General features: G+C 44.8%; 20 protein-coding genes and 1 riboswitch. Of the genes, 15 read left to right on the top strand and 5 right to left on the bottom strand.

The window, feature by feature from the left end:
• The first annotated feature begins 6 nt into the window (after window positions 1-6).
• Entirely contained in the window at window positions 7-1563 is a 1557-nt protein-coding gene (locus tag BLA28_RS10430) for an N-acyl-D-amino-acid deacylase family protein (protein WP_069156675.1), read from the top strand.
• Between the two features lie 110 nt (window positions 1564-1673).
• Here BLA28_RS10430 and BLA28_RS10425 read toward each other — a convergent pair whose 3' ends face one another.
• Together BLA28_RS10425 and BLA28_RS10420 are read right to left on the bottom strand one after the other, a co-directional pair.
• The gene (locus BLA28_RS10425) at window positions 1674-2519 is read right to left on the bottom strand and encodes a hypothetical protein (protein ID WP_069156674.1); all 846 of its coding nucleotides are present in this window, start codon (window positions 2517-2519) and stop codon (window positions 1674-1676) included.
• Window positions 2520-2708: 189 nt separating this feature from the next.
• The gene (locus BLA28_RS10420) at window positions 2709-3227 is read right to left on the bottom strand and encodes a methyltransferase family protein (protein ID WP_069157337.1); all 519 of its coding nucleotides are present in this window, start codon (window positions 3225-3227) and stop codon (window positions 2709-2711) included.
• Window positions 3228-3508: 281 nt separating this feature from the next.
• Window positions 3509-3598: riboswitch (cyclic di-GMP riboswitch) on the top strand.
• Between the two features lie 184 nt (window positions 3599-3782).
• Here BLA28_RS10420 and BLA28_RS10415 point away from each other — a divergent pair.
• Window positions 3783-9329, top strand: coding sequence for a fibronectin type III domain-containing protein (locus BLA28_RS10415; RefSeq protein ID WP_081329907.1), 5547 nt, complete (start codon window positions 3783-3785; stop codon window positions 9327-9329).
• Window positions 9330-9446: 117 nt separating this feature from the next.
• Complete coding sequence (locus tag BLA28_RS10410; RefSeq protein ID WP_141702894.1) at window positions 9447-10586, top strand: hypothetical protein; 1140 nt, start codon at window positions 9447-9449, stop codon at window positions 10584-10586.
• Between the two features lie 50 nt (window positions 10587-10636).
• Here the strand turns inward: BLA28_RS10410 and BLA28_RS10405 are convergent, their stop codons facing one another.
• Both BLA28_RS10405 and BLA28_RS10400 read right to left on the bottom strand, forming a co-directional pair.
• Window positions 10637-11383 carry a class I SAM-dependent methyltransferase gene (locus BLA28_RS10405; protein WP_069156672.1) on the bottom strand — a complete coding sequence of 249 codons (747 nt, stop codon included), beginning with the start codon at window positions 11381-11383 and terminating at the stop codon, window positions 10637-10639.
• Window positions 11384-11421: 38 nt separating this feature from the next.
• Window positions 11422-12174, bottom strand: a complete 753-nt coding sequence (locus BLA28_RS10400; RefSeq protein WP_069156671.1) for a GNAT family N-acetyltransferase — start codon at window positions 12172-12174, stop codon at window positions 11422-11424.
• Window positions 12175-12401: 227 nt separating this feature from the next.
• On the opposite strand from BLA28_RS10400, the gene BLA28_RS10395 reads away from it, so the two are divergent.
• The gene (locus tag BLA28_RS10395; protein WP_044965024.1) at window positions 12402-12749 is read left to right on the top strand and encodes a hypothetical protein; all 348 of its coding nucleotides are present in this window, start codon (window positions 12402-12404) and stop codon (window positions 12747-12749) included.
• A 64-nt stretch (window positions 12750-12813) separates the two neighbouring features.
• Window positions 12814-13140, top strand: coding sequence for a MazG nucleotide pyrophosphohydrolase domain-containing protein (locus BLA28_RS10390; RefSeq protein WP_044965027.1), 327 nt, complete (start codon window positions 12814-12816; stop codon window positions 13138-13140).
• A gap of 31 nt (window positions 13141-13171) precedes the next feature.
• Here the strand turns inward: BLA28_RS10390 and BLA28_RS10385 are convergent, their stop codons facing one another.
• Window positions 13172-13639 carry a cupin domain-containing protein gene (locus tag BLA28_RS10385; protein ID WP_069156670.1) on the bottom strand — a complete coding sequence of 156 codons (468 nt, stop codon included), beginning with the start codon at window positions 13637-13639 and terminating at the stop codon, window positions 13172-13174.
• A 246-nt stretch (window positions 13640-13885) separates the two neighbouring features.
• Between BLA28_RS10385 and rpiA the strand changes: the two genes are divergently transcribed.
• The 10 genes from rpiA to BLA28_RS10335 all read left to right on the top strand — a co-directional run bounded on the left by rpiA (window position 13886) and on the right by BLA28_RS10335 (window position 26430).
• Entirely contained in the window at window positions 13886-14635 is a 750-nt protein-coding gene (rpiA, locus tag BLA28_RS10380; RefSeq protein ID WP_069157335.1) for a ribose-5-phosphate isomerase RpiA, read from the top strand.
• Window positions 14607-15611 (top strand): beta-propeller fold lactonase family protein, encoded by a 1005-nt coding sequence (locus BLA28_RS10375; RefSeq protein ID WP_069156669.1) that lies wholly within the window; start codon window positions 14607-14609, stop codon window positions 15609-15611. Before rpiA ends, BLA28_RS10375 begins: the two co-directional genes overlap by 29 nt.
• Window positions 15612-15710: 99 nt before the next feature.
• Window positions 15711-17126, top strand: coding sequence for an NADP-dependent phosphogluconate dehydrogenase (gndA, locus tag BLA28_RS10370; protein WP_069156668.1), 1416 nt, complete (start codon window positions 15711-15713; stop codon window positions 17124-17126).
• Window positions 17119-18513, top strand: a complete 1395-nt coding sequence (gene zwf, locus BLA28_RS10365; RefSeq protein ID WP_069156667.1) for a glucose-6-phosphate dehydrogenase — start codon at window positions 17119-17121, stop codon at window positions 18511-18513. Before gndA ends, zwf begins: the two co-directional genes overlap by 8 nt.
• Window positions 18514-18786: 273 nt before the next feature.
• Entirely contained in the window at window positions 18787-20433 is a 1647-nt protein-coding gene (locus tag BLA28_RS10360) for a sensor histidine kinase (RefSeq protein WP_069156666.1), read from the top strand.
• Window positions 20430-21689 (top strand): response regulator, encoded by a 1260-nt coding sequence (locus tag BLA28_RS10355; protein WP_069156665.1) that lies wholly within the window; start codon window positions 20430-20432, stop codon window positions 21687-21689. The genes BLA28_RS10360 and BLA28_RS10355 overlap by 4 nt, the downstream gene beginning before the upstream one ends.
• Window positions 21690-21803: 114 nt before the next feature.
• Window positions 21804-23372 (top strand): ABC transporter substrate-binding protein, encoded by a 1569-nt coding sequence (locus BLA28_RS10350; protein ID WP_069156664.1) that lies wholly within the window; start codon window positions 21804-21806, stop codon window positions 23370-23372.
• A gap of 98 nt (window positions 23373-23470) precedes the next feature.
• On the top strand, window positions 23471-24388 hold the full coding sequence (locus BLA28_RS10345; protein ID WP_069156663.1) for an ABC transporter permease: 918 nt from the start codon (window positions 23471-23473) through the stop codon (window positions 24386-24388).
• A gap of 37 nt (window positions 24389-24425) precedes the next feature.
• Window positions 24426-25313, top strand: a complete 888-nt coding sequence (locus tag BLA28_RS34405) for a carbohydrate ABC transporter permease (protein ID WP_069156662.1) — start codon at window positions 24426-24428, stop codon at window positions 25311-25313.
• A gap of 28 nt (window positions 25314-25341) precedes the next feature.
• Entirely contained in the window at window positions 25342-26430 is a 1089-nt protein-coding gene (locus BLA28_RS10335; protein ID WP_069156661.1) for a glycoside hydrolase family 5 protein, read from the top strand.
• Window positions 26431-26658 lie beyond the last annotated feature (228 nt).

Here is a 26658-nt window from a genome sequence, read left to right as displayed (position 1 = left end):
GAAACAATGAACAGAACATATATCAGCGGCGGTATGATATATGACGGAACGGGCGGAGACCCGTTCTTCGGGGATATCGTGATAAATGGTGGTAAAATAGAAGAAGTGCTGCCTCACAGAACAGATCGGTTCACCGGTACGGAAGGCCCGCTTATCCATGCGGAAGGCCTTGCGGTGACGCCGGGATTTGTGGATGTGCACAGACACTGTGATTTTGCAGCGCTCACAGACCCTGATTTTGGGCATTTGGAACGAAAACAGGGGATAACAACAGTGCTTGCAGGAAACTGCGGCATGAGCCCTGCCCCGTCAGACGGCAGCTCAAGAGCGGCAATGTACCGTTTCCTGGAACCCTGCCTCGGAAAGCCTCCTGCGGACGGAAGCTTTCCGGATTTTGCCTCTTACCTGAACGCATTGCATGCGAAGAAGCTGCCGCTGCATATGGGGGCAATGGTGGGAACCGGCGCGGTACGGATTGCGGTAAAGGGATTCGGACAGAGCAGTTTTTCTGAAAAAGAGCTGGATACCGCCTGCGGGCTGCTTGGGGAAGCCTTTGAACAGGGAGCCCAGGCAGTCTCTGCGGGAATCATGTATGTGCCTGAATGTTTTAATACAAGAGAAGAGTGGTATGCTTTCTGCCGGGAGGCGGCAAAGCATGATAAGCTCCTGACCATCCATATCAGAGGAGAAGGTGACGGCCTGATTCCTTCCGTGCAGGAGGTGATCGATTTCGCCCGGAAGACCGGAGTCAGGATCAATATCAGCCATTTTAAATCCGTAGGGCTGGCAAATTGGAAAAAAGATATTTATGATGCGGTATCTCTGATTGAAAAGTCGGGACTGGATATTACCGCCGATGTATATCCCTATGACGGCGGTTCCACCATTCTGGGCTCCCTGATTCCTCCAGTCCTGAGCGCAGAATATGGAGAAAGGCTCAGCAGCGCGCTGGGCACGCCGGAGGGTGTAAAGGCCCTTAAGAAAGCGCTGAAGGAAAAATGGGAAGGCTGGGACGATATGCTCAGTGCTGTCGGCAGCGGCAGAATTCTTATCAGCTCCCTGGAACGGGAAGAGAATCAGTGGATGATTGGCAGGACTCTGGAGGAAGTGGTAAAAGACGGCGGGTTTGATTCGGAAGCAGAGGCTATAGCCGCCCTCATGTATGCGGAGGAAGGAAAGGTGGGGATTATCGTTTTAAGCATGTGTTCGGAGGATGTGGATTATGTGATTTCCCTGCCTTTTACCTCTGTTATATCAGACGCGCTCTATGGAGGCGGGAGCCATCCGCATCCCAGGCTTTATGGTGCTTTTCCGAAAATAATCGAAGAGTATGTCTGCCGAAGGAAGCTTTTGACCCTGCAGGAGGCGGTACATAAAATGTCAGGAAAACCGGCGCAGCGTTTTCAGCTGGAAAAACGCGGTCTGCTCCGGGAGGGTTACTATGCGGATCTTCTTCTGTTTAAGCCGGAAGAAGTAAAAACCCGTGCATCCTATGTCAATCCCTGTGTGGAGGCTGAAGGAATAAAGATGATATTTACCGAGGGAAGATTACAAAGAGAGTGAACGGGAATCTGAAGGAAATGAAAAAGAGAATCAAAAAAACCGGCCTGATGCTGTCACGAAATGGACAGCCCCGGGCCGGTGCTTATTTTACATAAGAAAGGATTTCTTCGTTAATCTGTTTCGATACGGAAGGTCCCGTCCGCAAACATATTAAAAGTAGTATCCCCGATAGTGATCAGGCCGGTCTGCATCGCTCCGGTTTCCGTATTTAAAAAGAAAATCTGATCTCCTACCTGGATAAAACCTTTTACAAGGCTCCCGTCCTCATTTCGGAAATAAATCCGGCCGTCTTCTTCAAACCATCCGTAAGCGGGCAGAACCGTTTCAGCCCCATCTGCAGGCTTGTCTCCGTCATCCGCATTTTGGGCAAAAAGTACGATTTTGTATGCAGAGGAAGCTGCATCGGACCAAATAAGGCAGGTGCGCCCCTCGGTCAGATCGGTGAGAAAGACCATATTTCTTGTTAAATAAGGTATGATAGTACAGTCCTTCGGAACCGTAAATTCCGAGCCGTCCGCTGCGGTCAGCAGATAGGCGGCCCCTTTGTCCTCCATGGACTTAACGATCACATAATCAGGCACCTTATAGTCCGCAGGGATTTCGGTGAGAATCATCGGGGAATTTGTCTGGGGCGGAATGCTCATTGTCATGGCAGGGCCGACATAAGCATAAGCCGTCTGCCCATCCTGAATGCTATCAGGGGATACGGGGAACCCGTTCTGTGCGTCCAGGATTTTGGTGTCCTCTGATATATGGATGACAATATCTCCCTGGTAGGATTCACCGCTCTGGTTATCAAATATGATTGTATCATTTCCGGATTTTGTCATGGTGCCCCATATCCTGGATGGCCCAAGCTGAGGGATTTCAGCCGCCTGGGAAGTCAGGGGACTGCCGGCAAGTGCGGTCACACAGCTTGCCAGAGCCAAAGCTAAAAGTGAAAATTTCTTTTTCATTTATAATACCTCCTGTATCAATATTCTATCTTGCATTTCTGTTTACAGATGAGAACATCTGCCTGTCCTTTTACTATAACAAAAAAAGAATCAAAATCCCATTAAAAAAGTATGAAATATAATATGCCCTCAAAATAATGGTAACGGCGGGCGCCTGTTCATCCGCAGATAGCTGAAAACGGACAGTTGTTAAATATAGCGCCGTACCCTTTTCAGATATTGAACATACTCGTCACCGAACTTTTCCATACACCATCTTTCTTCAGAAAGAATAATCCAGTGGGCCGATATCTGAAATATGATTACCAGAGCCAATAATATCAAGGACTGTGTCAGCAGCACATATCCCATGAAAAAGACAAAATAGGCCACATACATCGGATTGCGCGACACGCGGTAAAGCCCGTTTTTGTTAATTCCGTTTTCGGAAGGAGAGGCAAAGTTCACCACCGAAATAAGAAGCAAGATAACTCCTGCGATATAGATGGCTAAGCCTGTGAAGAAGAGCCACGCAGGTGTGCAGCTTACTTTAAGAAAAAGTATGTATACAAAAATTGCTATATTTGAAATCTGATAGAATATGCAGGCCGTCTTTTCGTTTCCCTGTAACGGAGCAAAATAGGCGGCGCGTCCGACCGCCTCTTTATTCAGCAAGGATAATAGTCCGAAACGTATCAGAAAAAAAGGCAGTAATAATAAAATTCCCATCAGCGTAAATCTCCCATTCTGCAGTTGGCCGTCTCCCTCTCCCGAATTCATCAGGCTGGAGCTTTTTGCGTTGTCAGTTATTTAAAATTGTATGATCTGTTTACGTAAAAGTCAAACAAATATTGTTGTTATGTTGTAAAATAAACAGATGCTGTCTGCGTATGCCGTTGCTGTGCCGCCCGCAGGATTTATGATAATAATACACGTAAGATAAAATACTTTTAAAACTCATTGGAACTTGTAAATGATGGAAAATGATGTTATAATTTTTTCACTGACATGATTTCATTTGGCAAAGCCGGCGAAAGCCGGTGACGCAAAGCTAGAGGGCCTTGTATCCGTTATTCGGTATGTGGCAGCCAGTTGCAAAAGATAGAGAGCAGCAGGTAAGGGCTGTTTTTTTGAGCGACTGTGCGATGGTTTTTATCCATTGAACAGCGCTTATTTTTTTGCTCCCCGGAGATTACATACCAGAGCGTGTTTGAAAAGGAAAGCTGCCGGAGCAGATTCTTTTTCCCAAATGAAAAGATAAAGTACGATATGAGGAGGATACATATGAAACGAACATTGGCCTGCCTGATGGCCTTATTCCTGGCGGTAACCACCGTATTGCCGTCCCAGGCGTCCGGGATGGGAACGGCGGATTCCCATACGGAAGCATCTGCTTTGCCTGATTCCGGTACAAAAAAGGAAACAGAGAGTATGCCGGAAACGCCAGCGGAGAATCCGTCGGAGCCGCTGACCGGAAATATGGACGGAACTGCAGCGGGTACGGAATCCGGGACAGAAACCGAAGCGGGGGCGGGTACCGAAACGGAAACAGAGGCAAATTCGGAAACAGAGACAAAATCAGAATCAGAGAAGGAATCGGAATCTGAAAAGGAGTCAGAAACCGGGACGGAAACGGAGACGGAAACCGGCACGGATACAGAATTTGAAACCGGGACGGAAACGGAGTCAGAAACCGAGACCGAGACCGAAACTGAACTGCTTTTAAAAGGCAGCAGGCAGAAAAAAATCAGTGACGATTGGAATAACCATGCTTCAGAGAACGGCAGCGGCAGAATTGATGTAACGATTGGCAATGTCCTTCCCCTGGAAAATGGAGTAACCATGCAGGTATGGCTGGTAAAGGATGGGGAAACAAAGCAGGAAAGGACAAAGGTTTTTGAGAGGGATAAAACAGGATATGATGACAGACAACCAATATCCTTCGACGATATAGAACCCGGCACCTGGGAGCTTCACATTTCTGCCAAAGGATTCCGGGAATATGTGCAGACCATGGAAATGGACGGGGAGATTAAGTCTGTTGAAGTATATACAGATTTTCTGGCCCTTCCTGACCGTACCTACGAATCAGGAAAGCTTCACCCGGGCGTGCTTCTGTTCGGTGATATGAACGGTGACGGGAAGCTGGATGAAGAGGATAAAAATATAATTATTGATAACATCAATGAGGCGGAGAAGAGTGGCGGCGGACAGACGGGAAAGGAAATTTCCTCGCTGAAGGATTTACAGTATTTTGTAAACAGCCTTGCCAATCTGAAAGCGGACAGGGATACGCTGTCCTCCATAAGCAGCGTGGTTTCGCCCAATGCGGTTGCCGTCAATCTGAATGAGGCCGGCGGAACCAAAGTGGAAGAGGGAAATCCGGAGGAACTGCTGCAGGAAGACGGCGGCAATGTAAAGCTGGCACGGGAAGACGGAGAGGTTATTTCCGAAGAGAATCCTGTGGAGATCGGCTTTAATCTTCTGACCCGTGAGCAGCAGGAAAAGGATAAGAGCGTGCCGCTTGAAGAAATTCGCATCACTATGGGAGAACATCAGATTACCTCCGGTGAAGTGGTGGTAGAAACCACGGATGGTGATAAAGTTTATCCGATAGGCAAGGAACAGCCTCAGACAAGAAGCCGGATGCGGCTGTATGCGGCTGAAGCGGATCAGACTGGTGAAGGCAGTATTGTTATTAACCTGGGAGGCCAGATAGCGGTGAAGAAAGTGACTCTGCGTATCACCGGTACATCAAACCAGGGATACCTCGCGGAAATTTCCAAAGTGGAATTTGTAAATGATATGGAAAAACGTATTCCGGATACGCAGTGGGATACCCCTGAGAACCTGCAGGCAGAATCCGGGGACAAGTCCTTTACCTTAACCTGGAATGCCTGTGTGAATGTCACCGGATATGAGGTGGAAATCACTTATGACGGCAAAACACAGAATATCCGTGTGGCCGGAAATGAACTGCAGGTAAAAAATTTCATGAATAACAAGCTGGTGAACAACCAGGTTTATCATGTAAAAGTACGTTCTGTGAACGGGACATGGGCCAGCCCATATACCGAGCCGGGGATCGATGCCATACCTAAGGCCACCAAAAAACCGGATCCGCCAGATAATATAAAAGCCACAGGAGAGTACCGGAAAATCCGGCTCACCTGGAAAAACATGCCTGATACCGACAGCTATAATATTTTCTATAAGGAAAAAGGCGCGGCATCCTATCAGAAAATAGAAGGCGTGCAGAGCAGTGAATATACGATTACGGAACTGAAGGACAAAACCACATATGAAGTATATCTGACCGGTGTGAATGAACTCGGGGAAAGCGGTCCATCCATTCATTCGGAGGCGCGGACTACCACACTGACGCCGGCACAGATGCCGGGCTATAAGCTGCTGAATGAATCAGACGGAAAGGGTCAGCTGAGCACACACATTTTATCGGTTACCCATGGACGCGGAAGCATGGTGGGAAGCAGTCTGGACGAAGGCAGCAAAAACAGCGCTTTGGGCGTGGCGGATAAAGACTACGGCTCCTATTACCAGGTTTTTGACTGGGATGACGGCGCGTCCTACCCCAGTCCGGATAAAGGACTGCTGTTTAAGCTGGATGATTACTACAAAATGAACTATATTACCTTCGCCGAAGCAGAGGATCTGGGATATTACAATGGAGTATATGTCTATTATTATGACGAAGCTCATCCTGACGGTACGGCGGCTAAGGGGGTAAGCCTTCTGCAGAAAACCGATCCTGAAGGAAGAAGATATTATGCAATTAAACTGTCCCAGGCCATAACCGCCAACAAAATCCGTCTGGGCTTCACCCGGTCGGGAAACTATCATAATATCGTTATTGCAGAGGTCAATTTCTATTATTATGACAGTCTGGAGGACGACATTCTGGCGTTGTATGCAGATGATCTGCATACGGTGCTGAAGGCTGATGTAACGGAAGATACCATAGATCAGCTGCAGAAACGTCTGGATACAAAAGATGAAAAAAGCGGGGAATACCATCCCGAAAGAACGGCTCTTCAGAAGGAACTGGACAATGCGAAGGGTCTGCTGAATACCGAGCTGCGCGAGGTGGTACAGATTAACCCTGCGATTACGGCGGCGAAGGACGGCCATCTTGGCTTCGGAGGCCTGAATGCATGGCAGCCTCTGGGAGTAACCGCCTATGAAGGAGAACAGCTTGTCATTTATGTCGGACACAATAAGCTGAAGACCGGATCCAATGCCAGCCTGAGGCTGGTTGCCACGCAGTATCATGCGGAAGCGAGCGCCATGGCTGTAAATGTGGCGACGCTGAAGGTGGGAAGAAACGAAATCACAGTGCCTCCCATACAGAGCCTGTCCTTTGAAGGCGGAGGAGCGCTTTATATTCAGTATACGGGAAATGACAGTTCCGACCGTTATGCCGTGAGAGTCAGCGGAGGAGCCAAAGAACCCGTCCTCAATCTGTATGGCATTACGGACGAGGAAGAACGGAAAGCAAGAATCAATACCTATGTGCAGGAGCTGGAAGAGCAGACGGAGAACCTGGAAAAGCTTCATAAAGAGCTTCACCAGGATGCTGTGGAGGAAGACAATAAGGTCAACCGGGATTTCGACAGACAGAACTGTATTCTTGGCGCGACGGATATTATGCTGGATCAGATGATGTATTCCGTGGCCGGAGAACAGATTCTGAAAGGGCTTGGAAAAGGCAGCTCTGAGGAAAAGGCTGAGAGGCTGGATCAATCGCTGAAAGCCATGGAACAGATGCTTCATCTGTTCTACCAGCACAAGGGGCTGAGTACGGATGACGGTGCGCCTGCATCCGACCGCATGCCGGTTCAGCATCTGAATATCAGATACATGAGAATGTTTGCCGGCGCATTTATGTATGCCTCCGGTAATCATGTGGGAATTGAATGGGGTTCTGTATCCGGGCTTGCCAAAGGTGTGCCGGTGAGTGCCGACAACGGGAAATATGAGAGCGGCAGCCTGTTTGGCTGGGGAATTGCCCATGAAATCGGGCATAATATCAACCAGGGTACCTATGCCATCGCGGAAATAACCAACAACTATTTTGCGCTCCTTAGCAGTGCGAAGGATACCAATGACTCCATCCGTTTCCAATACGATAAGGTCTATCAGAAGGTGACCTCCAATACGGTGGGAAGATCCTCCGATGTATTCACGCAGCTGGCGCTGTACTGGCAGCTCCACCTGGCTTATGACAGAGGCTATAATTATAAGACCTACGATACCTATGAAGAACAGCAGAAGAATCTCTTTTTTGCAAGAGTGGATTCTTACGCCCGCAATACATCCCGTGCGCCCGCTCCGAAGGGAATCGCCCTGAAGCTGGATGGGGATACGGATCAGAAGCTGATGAGGCTGGCCTGTGCGGCTGCCGGAAAGAATCTGCTTGAATTCTTCGAACGATGGGGAATGCAGCCTGATGAAGGCACAATCAGCTATGCGGGACAGTTTGACAGGGAAGAAAGAGCCGTTTATTATCTTACGGATGATGCCAGAGTGTATGAGATCGAGCATGGAACGGAGAATACAATCCGCGGAAAAGATATCATCAGCGGAGAAAGCAGCGCAGCAGTCAGCAGCAAGATACCTAACGAAGTGACCATTGCCATACAAAATAAGGCTTCCGACCAAAGCGTGATTCTCGGTTATGAAATCGCTCGTTATGAATATGCGGGAGGCAAAGCGATACGCAGGGTAATCGGATTCACAACGGATACGCAGTTTGTGGATCATGTCACTACCATCAATAACAGAGTGATGACCTATGAAGTAATTGCTGTGGATCAGTTCGGCTACCGTTCCAGTCCCCAAAAAGTGGGAACGGTCAAAATATCCCACGATGGCAGCCATGATAAATCCGACTGGACGGTCACCACGAATATGACCTCCGATATGGATAAAAAAGAGACGGCAACGGAAGAGCTTCCCTGTGAACCGGAGGCGGTGCCTGCCATACAGTTTGTCATAGATAATGATTATAAAAAGAATACCTATACCGGAAAAACCACATCCGGCGGAGCGGCGATCCTGCTGAATCTCCATGAAGTCCTGCAGGTGAGCGGCCTGAAGATGACTGTGGCGGAAGGAACGCCCATCCGGGATTATGTCATTGAAATCAGCACGGACGGAAGCACCTGGACGACCGTAAAGACAGGAGCCTTTGAAAATAAATCCGGAAGCCAGACCGTATATTTTGAGAATGAACAGAAGGATCCCTGGATCTGTACGTATGATGCGGCTTATGTACGCCTCAAAACAAGCAGCCCGGAAATGACGGTGACAGAGCTGGATCTTCTGGGGCCTGCCGGTGACAACATTTCCTTCGGAACCAAAGCGGACAGTACCGCGGGGGCAGTAGGGATATTAGGGGAAGAATATGTTTATGAACAAAAGGGAGAGGAAAAGAAATCCATCCCCGAAGGTTCCCTGATATTTACCGGAAGCTATAAAGGAAATCCTGCCTATAACGTGGTGGTTCTTTATGACGAACAGGGCAATGTGGCCGGCGGCACCGATACGGACGGCGCACTGAAGGCCGAACAGATTATCCTCGCCAGGGTACCGGAAAACGGCCTGCTGGGTGAAGTGAGCGACGGCATCTGGATTTACTGGATAGAGCCTGATCTGGCGGCTTCCATAAAAGGAAAGATACGTGCGGAGCTTTACCGTGTGGACAATGCGCTGACCAATGAAGGCCAGAGACTTGTCAGCGATACCCTGCCTCTGGAAATACCGGAGAAGCTGGATACTATTTATTTGAAGAATGATCAAGAGACGGAATAAGAGATATAGAATGCAGGCAGCAAATGGAGAAGCAGATCCAGACAGTCCGGATCTGCGCCCGCAGGAAAAGAAACCGATATACATATGCGTACCGCAAGTGCGCAGATAGGAGCAGCAGTGAAACGATTATATAGTATGTTAGGATTGGCCGCAGGCCTGGTGCTCAGCCTGGCTTTTCCCCAGCGTATATACGCGGCGCAGACAGATACCGTAACCCTGGAAAATCAGGGAGAGCAGGTGGCTGTTTCCGTAAATATGGCCAATGCAAACAAAGAAAAGATAACGGCCATATCCATGTCATTGAATGTGGAGGTTCAGGACGGAAACAAGGAGGACGTTTCCTTCCTTTTTTCACAGGCACTGGAAGAGGCCGTAAAGGATTACCGATACGATAAGGACAGAGGAGTCCTGAGCATTTATGTGGCATCCGGCAGCAGCTTATTTGATGAAAATGATAATCTGAATCTGGGCGCCGTAAGATTTCAGAAGGCGGACTCGGCGGACAGCCTGAAGGCTGAGGTGAGTGTTGTAGAGAATTCTATCCAGACCGTAAACAAGGCCTATGGATCCAAGATACCGGATATCGCCTACGAGGAACTGGAACCTGTTATAGTAGATGGGAAGGCAGAAGAAAAACCCGGAGGCAGTCAAGGCCAGCCGGATAACAGCCAGGAACAGAATCCCGGCAGTCAGGATCACGGCAATCAGGATTCCGGTGACAATATAAATTCAGGACTGTACGATGAGACAACTCAGTTAGTCAACGATCCCAAGGCTGCGGAGAAGATACCTTCCTACATCATTAAGGATATGGGAAACATAAATGGCCTGCCTGATTTGGGAAAGAACGGTATATTCAGTACAACTCCGGTGAAGCTGAACTCTAAAAACGGCTCGCAGACATCGCAGTCAGGCAATAAAGTAACTATAGTGGATCCGGAAGACGGACCCTCCAGCATTCTGGTATCAGGTGAGAATACAGCTGCCGGGGAAAACGGACAGGCGGATGGTACCGGTAAAGCAGGGACAGGAGAGAATGGGAACGAAGACGGTTCTGTTTCCGATGAAATCCTTTTGGATAAGGAACACGGAGGCGTGCAGGGGCAGAAGCAAGGCAGCCTGCTTACGGCAGGCTCCAGGACAATGGTTACGGCTGCCGCAGCAGTAATAGCGGTGTGTATCTTTGCAGGAGCGGTAATTCTTTTCAGGAAAAAAAGCATGGCAAAGAATGGAAAAAGAAGGAAAACACGGAAATAATAATAAAGGGCACGGGCGGAATTTTTCCGTTTGTGCCCTTTTATGGAAAATCATAATTTTCTGGCTTTGATAATGAAGGAAAGAGGAAGTTTTTGCGCTCTCCAGGGAGAATAATAGCCGGAAGAGAATTCAGCCGCACGGGAAAGGGTATCGCTGTCGGTTTCTTCAATGAGACGTTCTGTGACAAATCCGGCGTCTGCCAGTTCATTAATATATGCAGACATGCGGCGATTCTGTACAGTAACAGGCTGCCCCCTCTGTATGTAAGAAAAAGCCTCATCCTTTATATACGAACCGGAAAAAACAAGCTTATCGTCAATCACATCAACACAGGACATCAGCGGATGATCCCATGAAAAAATAAATACACCGCCCGGCTTCAGATAGGAAGCGATATTGCAGAAAGCGGCTTTTAAATCCGTAGTCCATCCGATTGCATAGATGGAATAAACAACATCAAAATATTCTTTTGGCAGACCGCATTCCTGTTCCATGGGGGCATTATACAGCCTGGGATGATATCCTTTTTCTGTCAGATAGCTTTGTGCATTGGAGATTTGCTTCTCCGACAGATCCAGCCCCCAAAGCTCTGCGGCCCCCTTTTGTCCGCACCAGCGCAGGGAATGGCCGCTGCCGCAGCCGATATCCAGAACTTTTTTGCCGGACAGATCAGGAAACAGATGCAGTTCATCCTCTGTCGGCGCCAGACACCCATAAACGGGCAATGCGGTTGATCCGAACCAGGTATCGGCCATGGCATCCCAGCTGGATTTATTTTGATTGAGTACAAGGTTCATAACAGGTCAGGCTCCTTCCATAATGGCAGTTTTCATGTTCATTTCTTAAGGATACGCTCTAAATGGGACACATCCATTATTAAATTCACTGTTTCGAAGTTACCTTTGTAAAATACACCCCAATTATTGAAAACACAGGGAAGCTCCTTCGCTTTCTGCAGCGTATCCACCTGAATTAAGGATACGGGAATATTCTTCTCTTCACAATATTGTTTTATTATCCCGATTTTTTGACAGATATATGGACATTGCATATCATAATAAATTGTCAGCTCTTTGTTTTCTATTTTAGGGGTTTTTACATTGGGGGCAAATTCCGGCTTTGTTCCGTCAAAAGAAAGGGCGAGCAGCTCATAGCCGTAATCAGTGGCATCAACAGCCTCAAAGCCGAATTTCTTCGCAAAGGACTGGTCGGAAAGCCAGGATTTCTGCTTCGTTGATCCCAGCATACAAATACCGGATTTCCCCTTTTCTCTGGCATCAGCCAGGCAATAATCCATCAGCATTTTTCCGTAACCTTTCCCATTGTAACCGCCGGAAACCCACAGGCAGTATATATAGTAATAGTTATCCCCATTTATGGGAACCCAGGCTGTTTCAAGAGGCGCGTATTCAATAAAAACCGGGGCCTTCACATTCAGTTTCCGGAATACATGCCCTTCCTTCAGCCGGTCGGAAAGCCACAGACGCTTCGCTTCAACACCCGGATGAGGCTTTTTGCTGCGGATAATGCAGCTTAAATGCTCGTCGGCAAGATTTTCAGCAGTTAAATTCACAAAATTAATATCCATGTGTAACCTCGTTTCAGATTTTTATATTATTCCTGTGCCTGTACAAGAAATTATAACACATCAGGTATGACATATAGCTGTCGTATTTAAAATTTATTTCATTGAGTGATATTTCTATCGTTTGTAGATCAAATGAAAAAATTATTTTAATCAACAGCAAATCAAACTGCAGTTATGATATAATTCGTATAAAATAATAAGTAGGTTCAAATGGAGGAGGGACATATATGGAGGAGAGGGAAGCATTCTGGAAAGCAATAGAAAAACTGGTAAGGGATTCAAATATTGTAATTGACAGGCCAAAGGGAACGGCTCACCCGAGATTCCCGGATTTTATTTATAAAATTGATTACGGTTATCTTGAGAATACATCGTCAATGGATCAGGGAGGAATTGACGTATGGGTTGGGACTGATTCGAGAAAACAGATTGATGCTATAATGTGCATTGTGGATTTGATGAAACGTGACTCGGAGATAAAAATATTGATTGGATGTACGGAAGAAGAAAAGGAAATCGTCTGTCAGACACATAATGAAACAGAGTATATGAAGGGGATTCTCATAAGGCGGTAAATGGTCTTATGCTAAATGAATTTTCAGACAGCCGCTGATTAACAAAAGGGAGAAAAAGAAAAAAATGAGTGAATTTGGATTTCAGGAAATGCAGGACATTCAGAAAGAACTTCAGGAAAAATATAAAGAGCGATGGGGCGGGCTTTCTCCTGAGAAGGGACGTGACAGCCTGCTTTGGATGATGATAGAAGCAGGAGAAGTGGCCGATATCATCAAGAAGCAGGGAGACGCCAAAATAACAGGTGATGAGCAGGTCAGAAATCATTTTATAGAAGAACTGTGCGATGTATTGATGTATCTGAACGATGTTATGCTTTGCTATTCCATTTCACCGGAAGAACTTGCGCAAATATATCGGGAAAAGCATGAAAGAAATATGAAGCGATGGTAAATAAACGAAAATTCTCTGTGAACAGGAACGGTCAAAGACTTTCGTTCGGTTCCGAAGACCAGGAAGAATCCAGAGCCGAACCACGGAAAATGCGGCGTTCTCCATTTGACTTCTGCATATATATATCTTCATCCGGATAATAACAGGTATCTTCTTTTTCTATGGTTCCCACATCTAAAATAAGCAGATTCTCAGTTCCTGAATTATAAAAAGTATGTGCTATATTCTGAGCGGCAGGTTTGGCGAAGAAATCTCCCTGTTTTACCGGAATTTCCTCGTCATTCAGCCGCAGCATGCCCGTTCCGGAGATTATGAGAAAAAATTCTTCCTGCTGAGAGTGGCTGTGATATTTGGTACTGTATGCATTCGGGGGAACGGAATCCACGTTGACATATATTTTCCGGCTACCGGCGGCAGCACCCAGTGATGTTGTGATTAATCCCATGGAATCCTGCCATATAAATTCTTCAGATAGCTTGTCTGTGTTGTACACTTCCATTCCTATTTCCTTTTTGTGAAAATGGGTTTAAATACTCCCGGTTAATTAGTTATTCTTATACTCTAAAGTTAACGGCTGATATTGTCAAGCAGTTCACAGACTGCCTGATAATATCAGTCTTTTTGTTAAGAATCCGGTTAAATGGTAAAACTATTTTGGGAAATATCAGAAAAGAGATTGACATTACTAACTGTAATAATTATAATTACAGTAATGCAAAAGAGATTCATGAAAGGCGGAAGCGGGATGGAGAATAAAGAAAAACAGAAGAAAGCCGCAGCTATGGCGGCGGCATCATATATACAGGATCAGATGACCATTGGTCTGGGGACCGGTTCAACAGCGTTGTATCTTATCCACGAAGCAGGTTCCATGATCCGGGAAGGAAGAAGGTTTCAGGCTGTCGCAACATCAGAGGCTGCGGAAACGCTTGCCGTATCCCTGGGAATTCCCGTCATCCATCCGGAGGAAACAGAAAGGGTGGATCTGGCCATTGACGGCGTGGATGAAATTGACGGCTCCTTCTGTGCTGTCAAGGGAGGAGGCGGAGCCCTTCTCCGGGAAAAGATTGTAGCCCAAAAGGCAGAACAGGTAATCTGGATCATGGATGAAAGCAAACCGGTAAAACGGCTGGGGACATTCCCTCTCCCTGTGGAGGTGCTTCCATTCGGAGCCGAATGGGCGGCGGAAGCCATCCGGACTATGGGAGGTAAAGCGGTCTGCCGGATGAAGGATGGAAGGACATTTTTTACAGATAACGGCAATATGATATTGGATGTGGTAATGAAAGAGGATACGGACTTGCGGGAAGCGGCAAAAGAAATCCGGCAGATCCCGGGAGTCCTGGAAACGGGCATTTTCGATCGGATCTGCAGCAGGATTATCATTGGTACCGGAAACGGTGTCCGTGAACTGGTGAATCCGAACCCGGTGAAGAAAAACGTGAGATTTGAAAGGGAGCAAGCAGATGGAAAAATGCAGGAAAGCAGAGAATAAAAAGAAGCAGATGATTAATGGTTATATAGGCACCTATTTTTCGGAAAGCAGCAAGGGTGTGTACCGCTTTGCTTTTTACCCGGAGAGCGGGGAACTGGCAGAACCGGAGCTGTTCTATGAAGCAAAGGATGCCAAGTGGGTTTCCTGCAGCGAAGGCCGTCTTTGTTTTCCCATGGAAGAAGAGGGAAAAGCGGGAACCTGCTTTCTCCGGCTTGAAAATGGAGAGATTAAAGATGAAATAAAAATTCTGGAGGAAAGACATACTCCCTGCTATATCCTGCAGGACGGCGGGCTCGTGTATACAGCCAACTATCATGACGGCACGGTTATGATATACGGCCGGGATGATGAAAATATGCATATTCTTAAAAGGATCGCCTGCGGGGAAAAGGCCGGCTGCCATCAGATCCTTCTTCATGATTCCCTGCTGCTGGTGCCGTGCCTGGAACAGAACCGGATAAGGCTGTTTGATACAGAGGACGATTATGCGCCGGCCGGAGAGATTATGTTCCCGGAGGGAAGCGGACCCAGGCATGGCGTATTTGATAAGGCGCATAAAAAGCTGTATGTAGTGAGCGAGTGGAGCAATGAGCTTTTTGTTTTTAGGGCTGACGGCAGAATCTTCAGCCTGATTCAGTCGCTGCCCCTTTTGCCGGGAAATGTAACAGGGGCAGCAGCTGCGGCGATAAGGCTGTCCCGGGATGAACATTTCCTCTATATATCTGTACGGGGTTTAAATCAGCTGATAACAGTGGACTTAACACAGGAAAAGGCGGCTGTAGCCGATTCCGTATCCAGCGCAGGCGTACATCCCCGTGATTTTATCATAAGCCCGGATGGTCGTTTCCTGCTTATAGCCAACCGGCAGGAAGGCGGTATTGTCTGCCGGGAAACAGAGCCGGAGAGCGGCAGGGTGAAAGAAGTCAGAAGCCGTATTACTATGCCGGAAGCCGTATCTGTCATACTGGAAGAATAAACAGCGGATGCCGCGTACTGCTGGCTATCCATGTTCCCAAAAAAGAGAATGAGACGTAACATTACGTTTTGTAATAGAAAAAACGAGGAGGAATATCAAATGCAGAGAACAGATTTTGGTGTTATAGGGCTGGCCGTAATGGGCAGAAGCCTTGCGCTTAATATGGCGGATCACGGATTTAAAGTAGGAGGATATAACCGGAGCCGTATGGTGACGGAGGATTTGGTGAAAGAGCATCCCCATGAGAATTTCATCCCCTTCTATGAACTAGAAGAACTGGTGAGCTCCCAGGAACGTCCGAGAAAATTCCTGATCATGGTAAAGGCCGGAAAACCTGTGGATTTGGTTATTGATCAGCTGGTTCCCCTGCTGGATGAGGGAGATATGATCCTGGACGGAGGGAATTCTTTCTTCGAGGATACCATCCGCAGGGAGAAAAGCCTGAAAGAAAAGGGGATTTATTTTTTCGGTACAGGGGTGTCGGGCGGAGAAAAAGGAGCCAGATTCGGTCCGTCTATTATGCCCGGCGGAGACAGGGAGGCCTACGGCCATGTTGCGCCTGTTCTGGAAGCCATTGCGGCAAAGGCCCAGGGAGAGCCATGCTGTGCCTATATGGGACCGGACGGAGCCGGACATTATGTGAAAATGGTGCATAACGGTATCGAATATGCGGATATGCAGCTGATTGCCGAGGCCTATCTTCTTCTTAAATATGTGGGCGGCTACAGCAACCGTGAAATGGCGGATATTTTTGACGAATGGAACCGGATGGAGCTGAAAAGCTATCTGATTGGGATTACCGCAGGGATTTTCCGGGAGAAGGATGACTTAAGCGATCAGGAACTGCTGGATATGATTCTGGACAGCGCCGGACAGAAGGGCACCGGCCGCTGGACCAGCCTGGAATCCCTGAAGCAGGGAGTTAATGTTTCGATGATAACGGCTGCCTGCAACGCCAGAATCATGTCAAACCGCGTGGACGCAAGGAAAGCGGCGCAGTCACTTTTTGTATCTCCTGAAAAGAAAAAGCCCGCAGATAAAAAAGCATTTGGCGAACAGGTGCGAAACGGACTGTATACAGCAAAAATAATCGCCTATGCACAGGGCTTTGAGCTGCTTGCCCATGCTTCCGGGGAATACGGGTGGAATCTGGATTATGGCAGGATAGCGGCTATTTTCAGGGCAGGCTGTATTATTCAGGCTGATTTCCTGGATGATATTACCCGTGCATATGAAAAAAATCCCGGCCTGACAAACCTGATGCTGGATCCATTTTTCCTGGAAAAAATCAATGCAGGACAGGAAAGTCTGCGTCACATTCTGACTATGGCTATTATAAACGGTATTCCGGTTCCTGCTATGAGTCAGGCGGCAGCATACCTGGATGCCTCCCGCGGAATGCCGGTGGGAGCCAATCTGATTCAGGCCCAGAGGGACTGCTTCGGGGCGCATACCTATGAACGGATTGACCGGGAAGGAAATTTCCATCATGAATGGAGGCTGACGGATGCGTGATAAAAATACATTTACAATATTCGGAGGAACCGGAGATCTGACTTTCCGTAAGCTGCTTCCGGCCCTCTATAACATGGAAATGACAGGCAGCAATCCATTTGATACTCAAATCGTGATAATAGGCCGGCGGGATTATACCAGCACAGCCTATCGGGAACTGGCCAGGGACTGGGTGGAAAAATTCGCAAGGCTTCATTTCAGGGAAGATGTGTACCAGCGAATGGCTGAACGGATTGTGTATTACCGTATGGATTTCACGAAAGAAGAAGCCTATGGAGAACTCAATGATTTTTACCATGAAATAAACGCTGGGAATCATATCTTTTATTTCGCGGTCGCACCCAGGTTTTTCCCGGTGATCGTACAGGGACTGAAAAAGGTGGAAGACGCTCAGGGCGGAAAGGTCGTTCTTGAGAAACCTTTCGGAGAAAGTCTGGAGGCGGCGGCAGCACTGAATGAAAAAATGGAAGCTTTCTTTTCTCCGGATCATATTTACCGTATCGACCACTATCTGGGAAAAGAAATGGTGCGCAATATCCAGACAATCCGCTTTGCCAACCCTATTTTCAGCAACGTATGGGATGCGGAGCATATTGAGTGCATCCAGATTTCCGCGCTGGAAGAAGTGGGTGTGGAAACCCGCGGCGGCTATTATGACCACAGCGGAGCCTTGAAGGACATGATGCAGAACCATTTATTCCAAATCCTCTCCATTGTTGCCATGGAACAGCCCCGGAGCCCTGCAGTGGAGGATATGCATCAGGAACAGATGAAGGTGCTTGCGGCGCTGGTTATGCCGGAGGATATTTCCGGCAGTATGGTTCTGGGCCAGTATGAAGGCTATCGCGGGGAGCCATCTGTAGCGGCGGATTCCCATACCGAAACCTATGCGGCAGTACGCCTTTTGTTGGACAACGAAAGATGGAAGGGGATGCCTTTTTATATCCGGACAGGAAAGAAGCTCGGGGAAAGGGAAATGCAGGTGGCAATTGTGTTCAAAAGTCCGTCACCGGAGGCGGAATCCAATATCCTGAACATCAGGATACAGCCTACGGAAGGAGTATATCTGCAGTTCAATATCAAGAGACCGGGAGAAACGGAGGAAATCATTCAGGCAAAAATGGACTTCTGCCAGAGCTGTTCCGTGGAACACCATCTGAATACCCCGGAAGCCTATGAAAGACTGATAGGGGCCTGCTTTAAAGGAGAACGTTCCTGGTTTTCCCAGTGGGATCAGGTGGGGTTAAGCTGGAAATATGTGGATGCATTGAAGGATGCGTACCGACGAAACGGACAGCCCGTCTTTTCCTATGAACAGGGATGCAGCGGACCGAAGGAAGCGGAACAGCTCCTTGCGGGGTATGGACATTTGTGGTTTGATAAGTAGAAGATATTTCCGATGAAAGTACGGTTAACTCATATAGTGCTGATTTATATAGTGCGGCCCTCTGCCATGGCAGGGGCCGTTATTTATTGCCTTTTACAGATTGTCGGATAAAAATATCGGGTAATCAGATATGTCATAACAATCGGCAAGTTACATTGTCAGGATCTGTTTTTATGTTATAATGAAGATATGCTACTACTGGTATATAGATTGTAACCAATAATACATAACATGCCAGGTAAGAATTTTCAGTGATAAGGAATCGGGTGTAAAATGAAAAAACTGCAGTTTATGCAATCGGGATATTTCATCTTGTTAACTTCTTTTTTCGTAGTCTTTTTATTTGCAGTATTCAATATTTTTACTATCAAACGTTTCAATCAGAGAATCGAAGAGATTTATAAAAATTCACTGAATTATTCCAGTAATTATTGGGCGGATCAATTTTATGTGGCTAACAGAGAGCTGACTTCCCTGATCAATAAAAATGACAATACGGATTATAACCTGATCTGTGATTCTGAGGATGCTGCAGTGATTGCAGAAAGAAGTTCCGATTTACAGAGGGATTTAACCAATCTGTCTATCCTCAATGATAATCAGATCGTTTATTTTGTCTTTATACCGGATAAGGATATCATGCTGTCTTCTATTTCCTATCTGGATTATTTTCAGGAAGAAGAAAATGAAGAATTAAAAAGATACATTTTAAATACACAAGTTAATAATTCAGCTGAATGGAAGGATATCAGATTGGGAGACAATTATTATTTCCTTCATCTCTATGAGCGAAAGGGAGGATTCGGAGGCTGTTACATCAGCTGTGAAAATGTTCTGCGGGATATCATGCCTCAGGATCAGGAAAGTAATGTTTACCTTTTAAACATGGATGGCTCAGTGTTCTATGAGCCGAATGTAGCGATAGAGTATAAAAATTGTTTCGTTTTTTCAAGGGCAATAAGGATGATTAATAAGAAAATATGTATTGAAATACCTCATGTCAATTTCGTCAGCAGTGGTTCTTATCTGTTTATCATCATTATTATCGCAATTATTGCTTCCATTCTTTTAATATGTATTGCATTATTTTATCAGCAGCAGTCGGTTTTCAGGCCTTTGACCAAGCTTAAAAATGCAATGGAAGAATTCAGCGGCGGCAACACGGAAGTCAGACTGAAGGATCGCACATCAAATCATGAAATAACCGTTTTATATAATACCTTCAACCATATGGCGGAACAGATTATCAATTTGAAAATCGATGTATATAAGACAAGTCTTGAAAAAGAAAAGATATATAATCAGTTTTTACGAGTACAGATACAGCCTCATTTTTATACAAACATATTGAATTTGATTTACACGCTGGCAAGCATTAAGGATTATAGTACGATAAAGGATCTTACAAAAAAGATGGCAGAGTATTTCCGGTACCTGTTATCCTTAAAGGATGATTTTGTATATCTGGAGGATGAACTGCAGTGCATAGCCCGATATGCGCAGGTGCAGAAAATCAGATATCAGGATAATTTCCAGCTGAAAATAACTTGTAATGTGGATGCAGATATGGAAAAAATACCGCCGCTCCTGATCCAGACCTTTGTTGAAAACAGTATCAAGCACAATATTATGCTGGTGCATGATTTGGAAATTACCTTGCTGATTGAAGAATCAGAAGATCTGCTCCATATCACAGTTAAAGATAATGGTCTTGGATTTCCCGGGGAAATACTGGACAGGCTGAGCCGGGATGAAGATATTGAAGAGGATGGCAGCCATATCGGAATTGTCAATGTGAAAAACCGTCTTCAGGTGCTGTACCCGAGACATGCTGAAGTCGTAATACAAAATGAATCGAAAGGTTGCCGCGTTGATATCAGTATTCCGAGATTCAGGAAGGATGAAAATGCAGAGCTATGAATATATTAATTGTTGACGATGAAGTGATAGTGGTTAACCTGCTGAAAAAACATATCGACTGGCAGAGCCTGGGTATGAACGAGGTGTTTACTGCTTATACGGCGATGGATGCCAGAGAGATTGTATCCGGAAATAAGATAGATATTATTGTCTGTGATATTGAAATGCCTCAGGAAAACGGACTTTTTTTTCTGGCATGGGTGAGAGAATCCTTTCCTGATATCGTGAAGATTATATTGACGGGATATCCGGATTTTAAATATGCTCAGGATGCTATCAATATTGGCGTTGTAAAATACTTATTAAAGCCTGTCGGTTTTGAAGAACTTTCGGAGACTGTCAGGCTCGCTGCTGATGAAATTAATAAAAGGAAAAATGAAAAGCTTCAGATATCCTCCGGCCGGCAGCAGGAACCTAAAAGAGAAGAAAAGATATTTTATACCAATCTGCTTACCGGAGATATTCTGCCCTTTCCGGAATTTATTGACAAAGCTCTGAAGATGGGATGTCTTAACAGAGAGGAACTGGAGCCGAAGGGGCTGGTATACATCCGTCTTGCGGGTGCTCAGGTAGAAATGAAAAATAACAGCATTTTATTGTTTGCGTTAAGCAATATTGCAGAAGAACTTTTTCCCGATATAACAGAAGTGCATTTGTGGGATAATATATTCTGGATCGTAAAAACGGAACATGACAGAACACAGCTGTACGAAATGTGCGAATTATTTATGTCCAAACTGAAGGATCGGTTTCCGGGAGAGATTTTCGCATATTTTATCTATCATATCAGTCTGGAAACATTATCGGAACGATCGAAGGACTTAAAACATGCAGCCATGCAGTATCGGAATGTGGGGCAGTTCATATACGATGTAGATGATTTAATTGAATCGGTAATGGACACGGAAAACGGAGAGCAGCATCCATCCGCATGGGCCGTTGTAGAAAACGTTAAGGATTATGTTCATGAGCATTATGCGGAAGATATCAGCAGACAGGATATTGAGTCCTCCGTCCATCTGAACGGTGATTATCTAAACCGTATTTTTAAAAAAGCAACCGGCTATTCACTGGTTCAATATATCCAATATTACCGGATACTGGTTTCCAAACGCCTTCTGGCAGAACAGAAGTGTACGATTACAGAGGCGGGGACTAAGGTGGGTTTTGATACGCCTTCCTATTTTGCAAAAGTATTTAAAAAATGGACGAATATGACTCCCAATGAATATTATAACAGTATAGATTCCAGGTAAAGCAAAAGTCGAAATTGTTCTAGTCTTTGGTCGGTTTTGTTGTTGAGACAAAGCCGGCTTTTTTATTACACTTTAGTTGTAAAATAAATCGCACAAAAAACCAAGGAGGGAATTATGTTACGGAAAAAGATTAGTATCTTATTGACAGCGGCAATGCTGACCGGGCTTATGGCAGGCTGTGGTTCAGCAGAGAAGAATCCGGTGGAAAGCAGTATGGCCGGAGAGAGTACGGAAAAACAGATTGGGGAAGAAAGTGCCGGGGATTCAGGGGAACAGGCAGAAGAAACAGATTTATCAGGGCAGGAGCCTTATACGGTAAGAATTGTAGCGGATGGCTTTGGTTCGGAAGAAGCCTGTGCGGAAATCGGGGCGGCTGTTTCGGAGATTACAAAAGCGAAGTTTAATACGGAGGTTGAAATTGTACGTTATGATTTTGCAACCTATGTGGATAAAGTACAGACAGAGTTGGCTTCCGGTGAAAAAATTGATTTGCTGGGTGGTGTCTCTCAAATTCCAATCCCCAGTGCTGCAAGCCAGGGGCAGGTTATTGCACTGAATGAACTGCTGGAATCAGACGGGCAGGATATCCTTGCAGATATCAGTGATGAGGATTTGGCTTCAACATCTATCGATGGACAGGTTTATGCAGTCCGTAATAATAAAGAATTGGGACTGGGGCTTGGGTTTGCATGTAATACAGAAATGCTGGAATCTCTTGGCATTGATTACAGTAATATTATGACAGAAGCTGATATGGAACCTATTCTTCAGGCAGTAAAAGAAAAATATCCGGATGTATACCCTCTTGCTTCCGACAGTGGTTCTATGGGTGATTATATGTATGCAATAGACTGGCTGGGAAGGGACTTCGGTGTATTAATAGATTCATTCAGCGATGATACTACAGTAGTCAATTTTTTTACATCGGACGAATACTATGAACTGTGTAAACGCAGACATGAATGGTCCCAAAATGGGCTGATTATGCCTGATGCAAGCATCAATACGGAACAGGTTACTAGTCTTGTCGGAGCAGGAAAAGCTTTTTGTGCAACTACTGAAACGAAACCCGGCATAGAATCTCAATGGGAAAGAAATACAGGAATAGATATAACTATAATCAATATTGTTCCATATTATACAACAACAAGTAATCTGAATAATTATTGGTATATTCCTTATACCAGTGAACAACCGGAAAGAGCAATGCAGATTTTAAACGAAATGTATTCCAATCCGGATGTGGCTAATCTTCTCATTTATGGTATCGAAGGTAAGTACTATGAATTCGTAGATGAAGAAAATGGTGTTATTGGTTATCCGGAAGGAGTGACCTCCGATGATCTTGGCTGGACTGTTGCTGCATGGCATTTCCCCAATGAGTTAATTGCACATAAGTGGGTTACGGATGGTCCTGATATATGGGCGGATACCATTCAGTTCAATAAAGACTGCCAGCCGTCGACTGCTAAAGGATTTGTATGGGACAGTATGGATGTAACCAATGAGGTGGTGGCATGTACAACAGTACTAAATAAATATAAAAAAGGGCTGGAAACAGGAGATGTGGATCCTGACACTGTGTGGGAACAGATGAAACAGGAGTTTGAGGAAGCTGGTATTCAAAAAATCCTGACGGAAAAGCAAAAACAGTTGGATAACTGGTTAGCTGATAATAAATAATCCATATATTTAGTATCTGGTATTACGGCACTATGTTTTGGTAGGTATGACGTAATGCCAGATACAGAATATTTATTGTGAATGTAAACGGAGTAAGTATGAAAAAAAAGAAAAAAAGGATTCATTTGAATTTGGCATTATATTGTATGCTGATACCAGGGTTTGTTTATCTGCTGTTTAATAACTATATACCAATGACATTTACTGTGATTGCCTTTAAAAAATTTAATTTTCAGAAAGGTATATGGGGAAGTGATTTTATTGGTCTGGATAATTTCAAGTCTCTTTTTTCTACAAGAGATTCCTGGATTATACTGCGTAATACAGTGGGCTATAATCTGATTTTTATTGCTGTCAGTTTGTTTATGGGGTTAGCTGTTGCTATTTTGCTGGATGAACTCAGCTCTAAAAAGGGGAAACGCCTTTATCAGATGACATATCTTATTCCTTATATGATATCCATAACTGTGGTGAGTTATATTGTCTATGCGCTGTTGAGTACAGATACCGGATTTATAAATAACAGTATTCTTATACCATTAGGGAAGAAAGGAATTTCCTGGTATGCCCGGCCCAATTACTGGCCATTTATTCTTGTAGCTGTGAATCAGTGGAAATGGCTTGGATATAATTCCATAATTTATTATTCATCTGTCATAGGTATCGATTCAAGCTATTATGAAGCGGCAACTATAGATGGTGCGACGAGATTTCAGCGAATCAGATACATAACTGTCCCGTTAATACGGTCTACTATCATTACAATGACCCTTTTGCAGTTGGGAAGCATATTCCGTTCGGATTTCGGTCTGTTTTATCAGGTGCCGATGGACAGCAGTGCACTGATGAATGTGACAAATACAATAGATACATATGTTTACAGGGGAATCAAAAGCGTAGGTACGTTGGGAATGTCATCAGCTGCAGGCCTGTACCAGTCCGTAGTTGGTTTTGTATTGATATTAGTGGCTAACGGCATTGTAAGAAAAATTGACAAGGACAGTGCTATATTCTGATTTGCAGGAAAGGTCTGTTATTTTCAGAGAGGTTAAAATGGTAAAAAGAGATAAAGTATTTCAGATAACCGATCATATTATATTATTTTTATTGGCATTGTTTTGTATTCTGCCATTACTATTGCTTTTTTCATCGTCATTCAGTAATGAAACGGCGATTCTTCACGAAGGGTATCATATTCTTCCAAGAGAATTTGACTTAACAGCTTATAAGTACATTTTAAATGGTTCAAGCGGGATATTACGTTCTTATGGCATTTCTGCCATAATTACAATTGTAGGGACACTGGGTAATCTGTTCCTTACAATTCTTTACGCATATCCTATTTCCCGGGGAGATTTAAAAGGGCGAACCTTCTTTTCTTTTTTCCTGTTTCTCACAATCTTATTTAATGGAGGGCTTATTCCCACATATATGATGTGGACGAATACATTTCATATAAAGAATTCTTATTTGGCTTATATTTTACCCAATCTGCTGATGAATGGTTTTTTTGTCATCATGGCCAGAAATTTTTTTACCGCCAACATACCTGTGGCATTGCTGGAATCAGCAAAAATAGATGGTGCCGGGGAATTCCGTATACTGCGGGATATTGTGCTGCCGATGTCAAAACCCATTCTGGCAACCCTGGGCCTGTTTGTGTCTCTGAATTATTGGAATGACTGGCAGAATGGACTGTATTATATCAGCAATGATAAAAGGTATACGATACAGGTATTACTGAACAGAATGCTGTTGGATACTTTATACATGCAGCAAGGTCTGGCAAAGACGGTTAACAGCAGTATCGGCGCTTCCATGCCGACTGCAACACTTAAAATGGCTATTGCCGTTCTGGGAGCGATTCCGGTGTTGATAATTTTCCCGTTTATTTCCCAATACCTTTCCGGAGGTATCGTAGTAGGATCCGTAAAAGGCTAATAATAAAAGAAGAGAGGAGGAAATAATTATGCTTTTTGAAAGCTTTAAACAAGGTATTAATCTGGGAGGGTTTCTGTCACAATACGAATTAATAGCGGATGCCGGTTCGGAAGAATCACTGCATAATCATTTTGAAACATTTATTACGGAAGACGATATCAGACGAATTGCTTCATGGGGATTTGATCATGTCAGAATCCCCATGGATGGTTATTTGTTTTATAATTCTGAGAAAAAGAATTTGAATACAGAACCATTGGAATATCTGGATCGCTGTGTGGAGTGGTGCGCAGTGCATGGTGTGAATGCGGTAATTGATCTGCATAATATAAAAGGACATATCTTTGGTGAAATGGACCGCCCTACACCTCTTATGACAGAAGCAGAACTTAGAGATGATTTCTGCAGATTTTGGGGAAAGATGGCAGATCATTTTAAAGACTGTCATAAAATTGAGCTTATGTTTGAGCTGTTTAATGAAATTACGGATTCCACAGGATACATGTGGAATAAACTATATAAGCAGGCTGTTAAAGAGATCCATAAGGCAGATCCCGAACGCTGGATATTGGTGGGTACGAATTTTGTTAATAGTGTGGGATATCTTGATCGTCTTGATCTGCTGGAAGAACCTTATGTGTTTTACAATTTCCATTATTATGAACCTAATGTATTTACCCATCAGAAAGCACATTTTTCTGAGGAATTTCGCACATGGAATCAGACACTTGCTTATCCTGGTGATATGACGGACTATATTACTTTTCTGGATACACATAAAGAATTCAAAAAGGAACATCCTTTGATGTCAAAAGATACAGTCTGTAATGATAAAAAACTGATGCAGAAACTTCTTTCAGACGCAGAGAAATTTATGGAATATTCCGGCTGTGAACTATACTGCGGGGAATTCGGAGTAATTGATTCTGCACCGGAGGAAGAGGCTGTTAAATGGATCCGGGATTTTATAACTATTTGCAACAGACTGAAAATAGGCCATGCTATGTGGAATTATAAATGTCTGGATTTTGAACTTGTAGATATGAATAATCAGGTAGTGAGACCTGAGGTACTGGAAGTGCTGAAAGAACTGAATAGTTTAGCAGTGAAGAAATAAAAAACAGAAAATAACATTTTATAGAAAGAGGTCCGGCGAGCCTATTCATTAGTGTATAAAAGTTTACACTTATGGATAAGTTCGGCCGGCTGAGACTGTCTATATAACTGGGTATTGTCGTAAATTGGTATGTACCCGGTTCCCTTTTTCGGCACTCCGCGATTTGGTTTTACCTATGTTTGCATGACGGTTTTTTCCAAAATACGACGTTTGTTTATATGAATAGTA

The organism is Eisenbergiella tayi (genome assembly GCF_001881565.1).
GTDB classification, from domain to species: domain Bacteria; phylum Bacillota; class Clostridia; order Lachnospirales; family Lachnospiraceae; genus Eisenbergiella; species Eisenbergiella tayi.
Note: the sequence above shows the minus strand (reverse complement) of the source record. Positions and strands in the feature narration are given on the sequence as shown.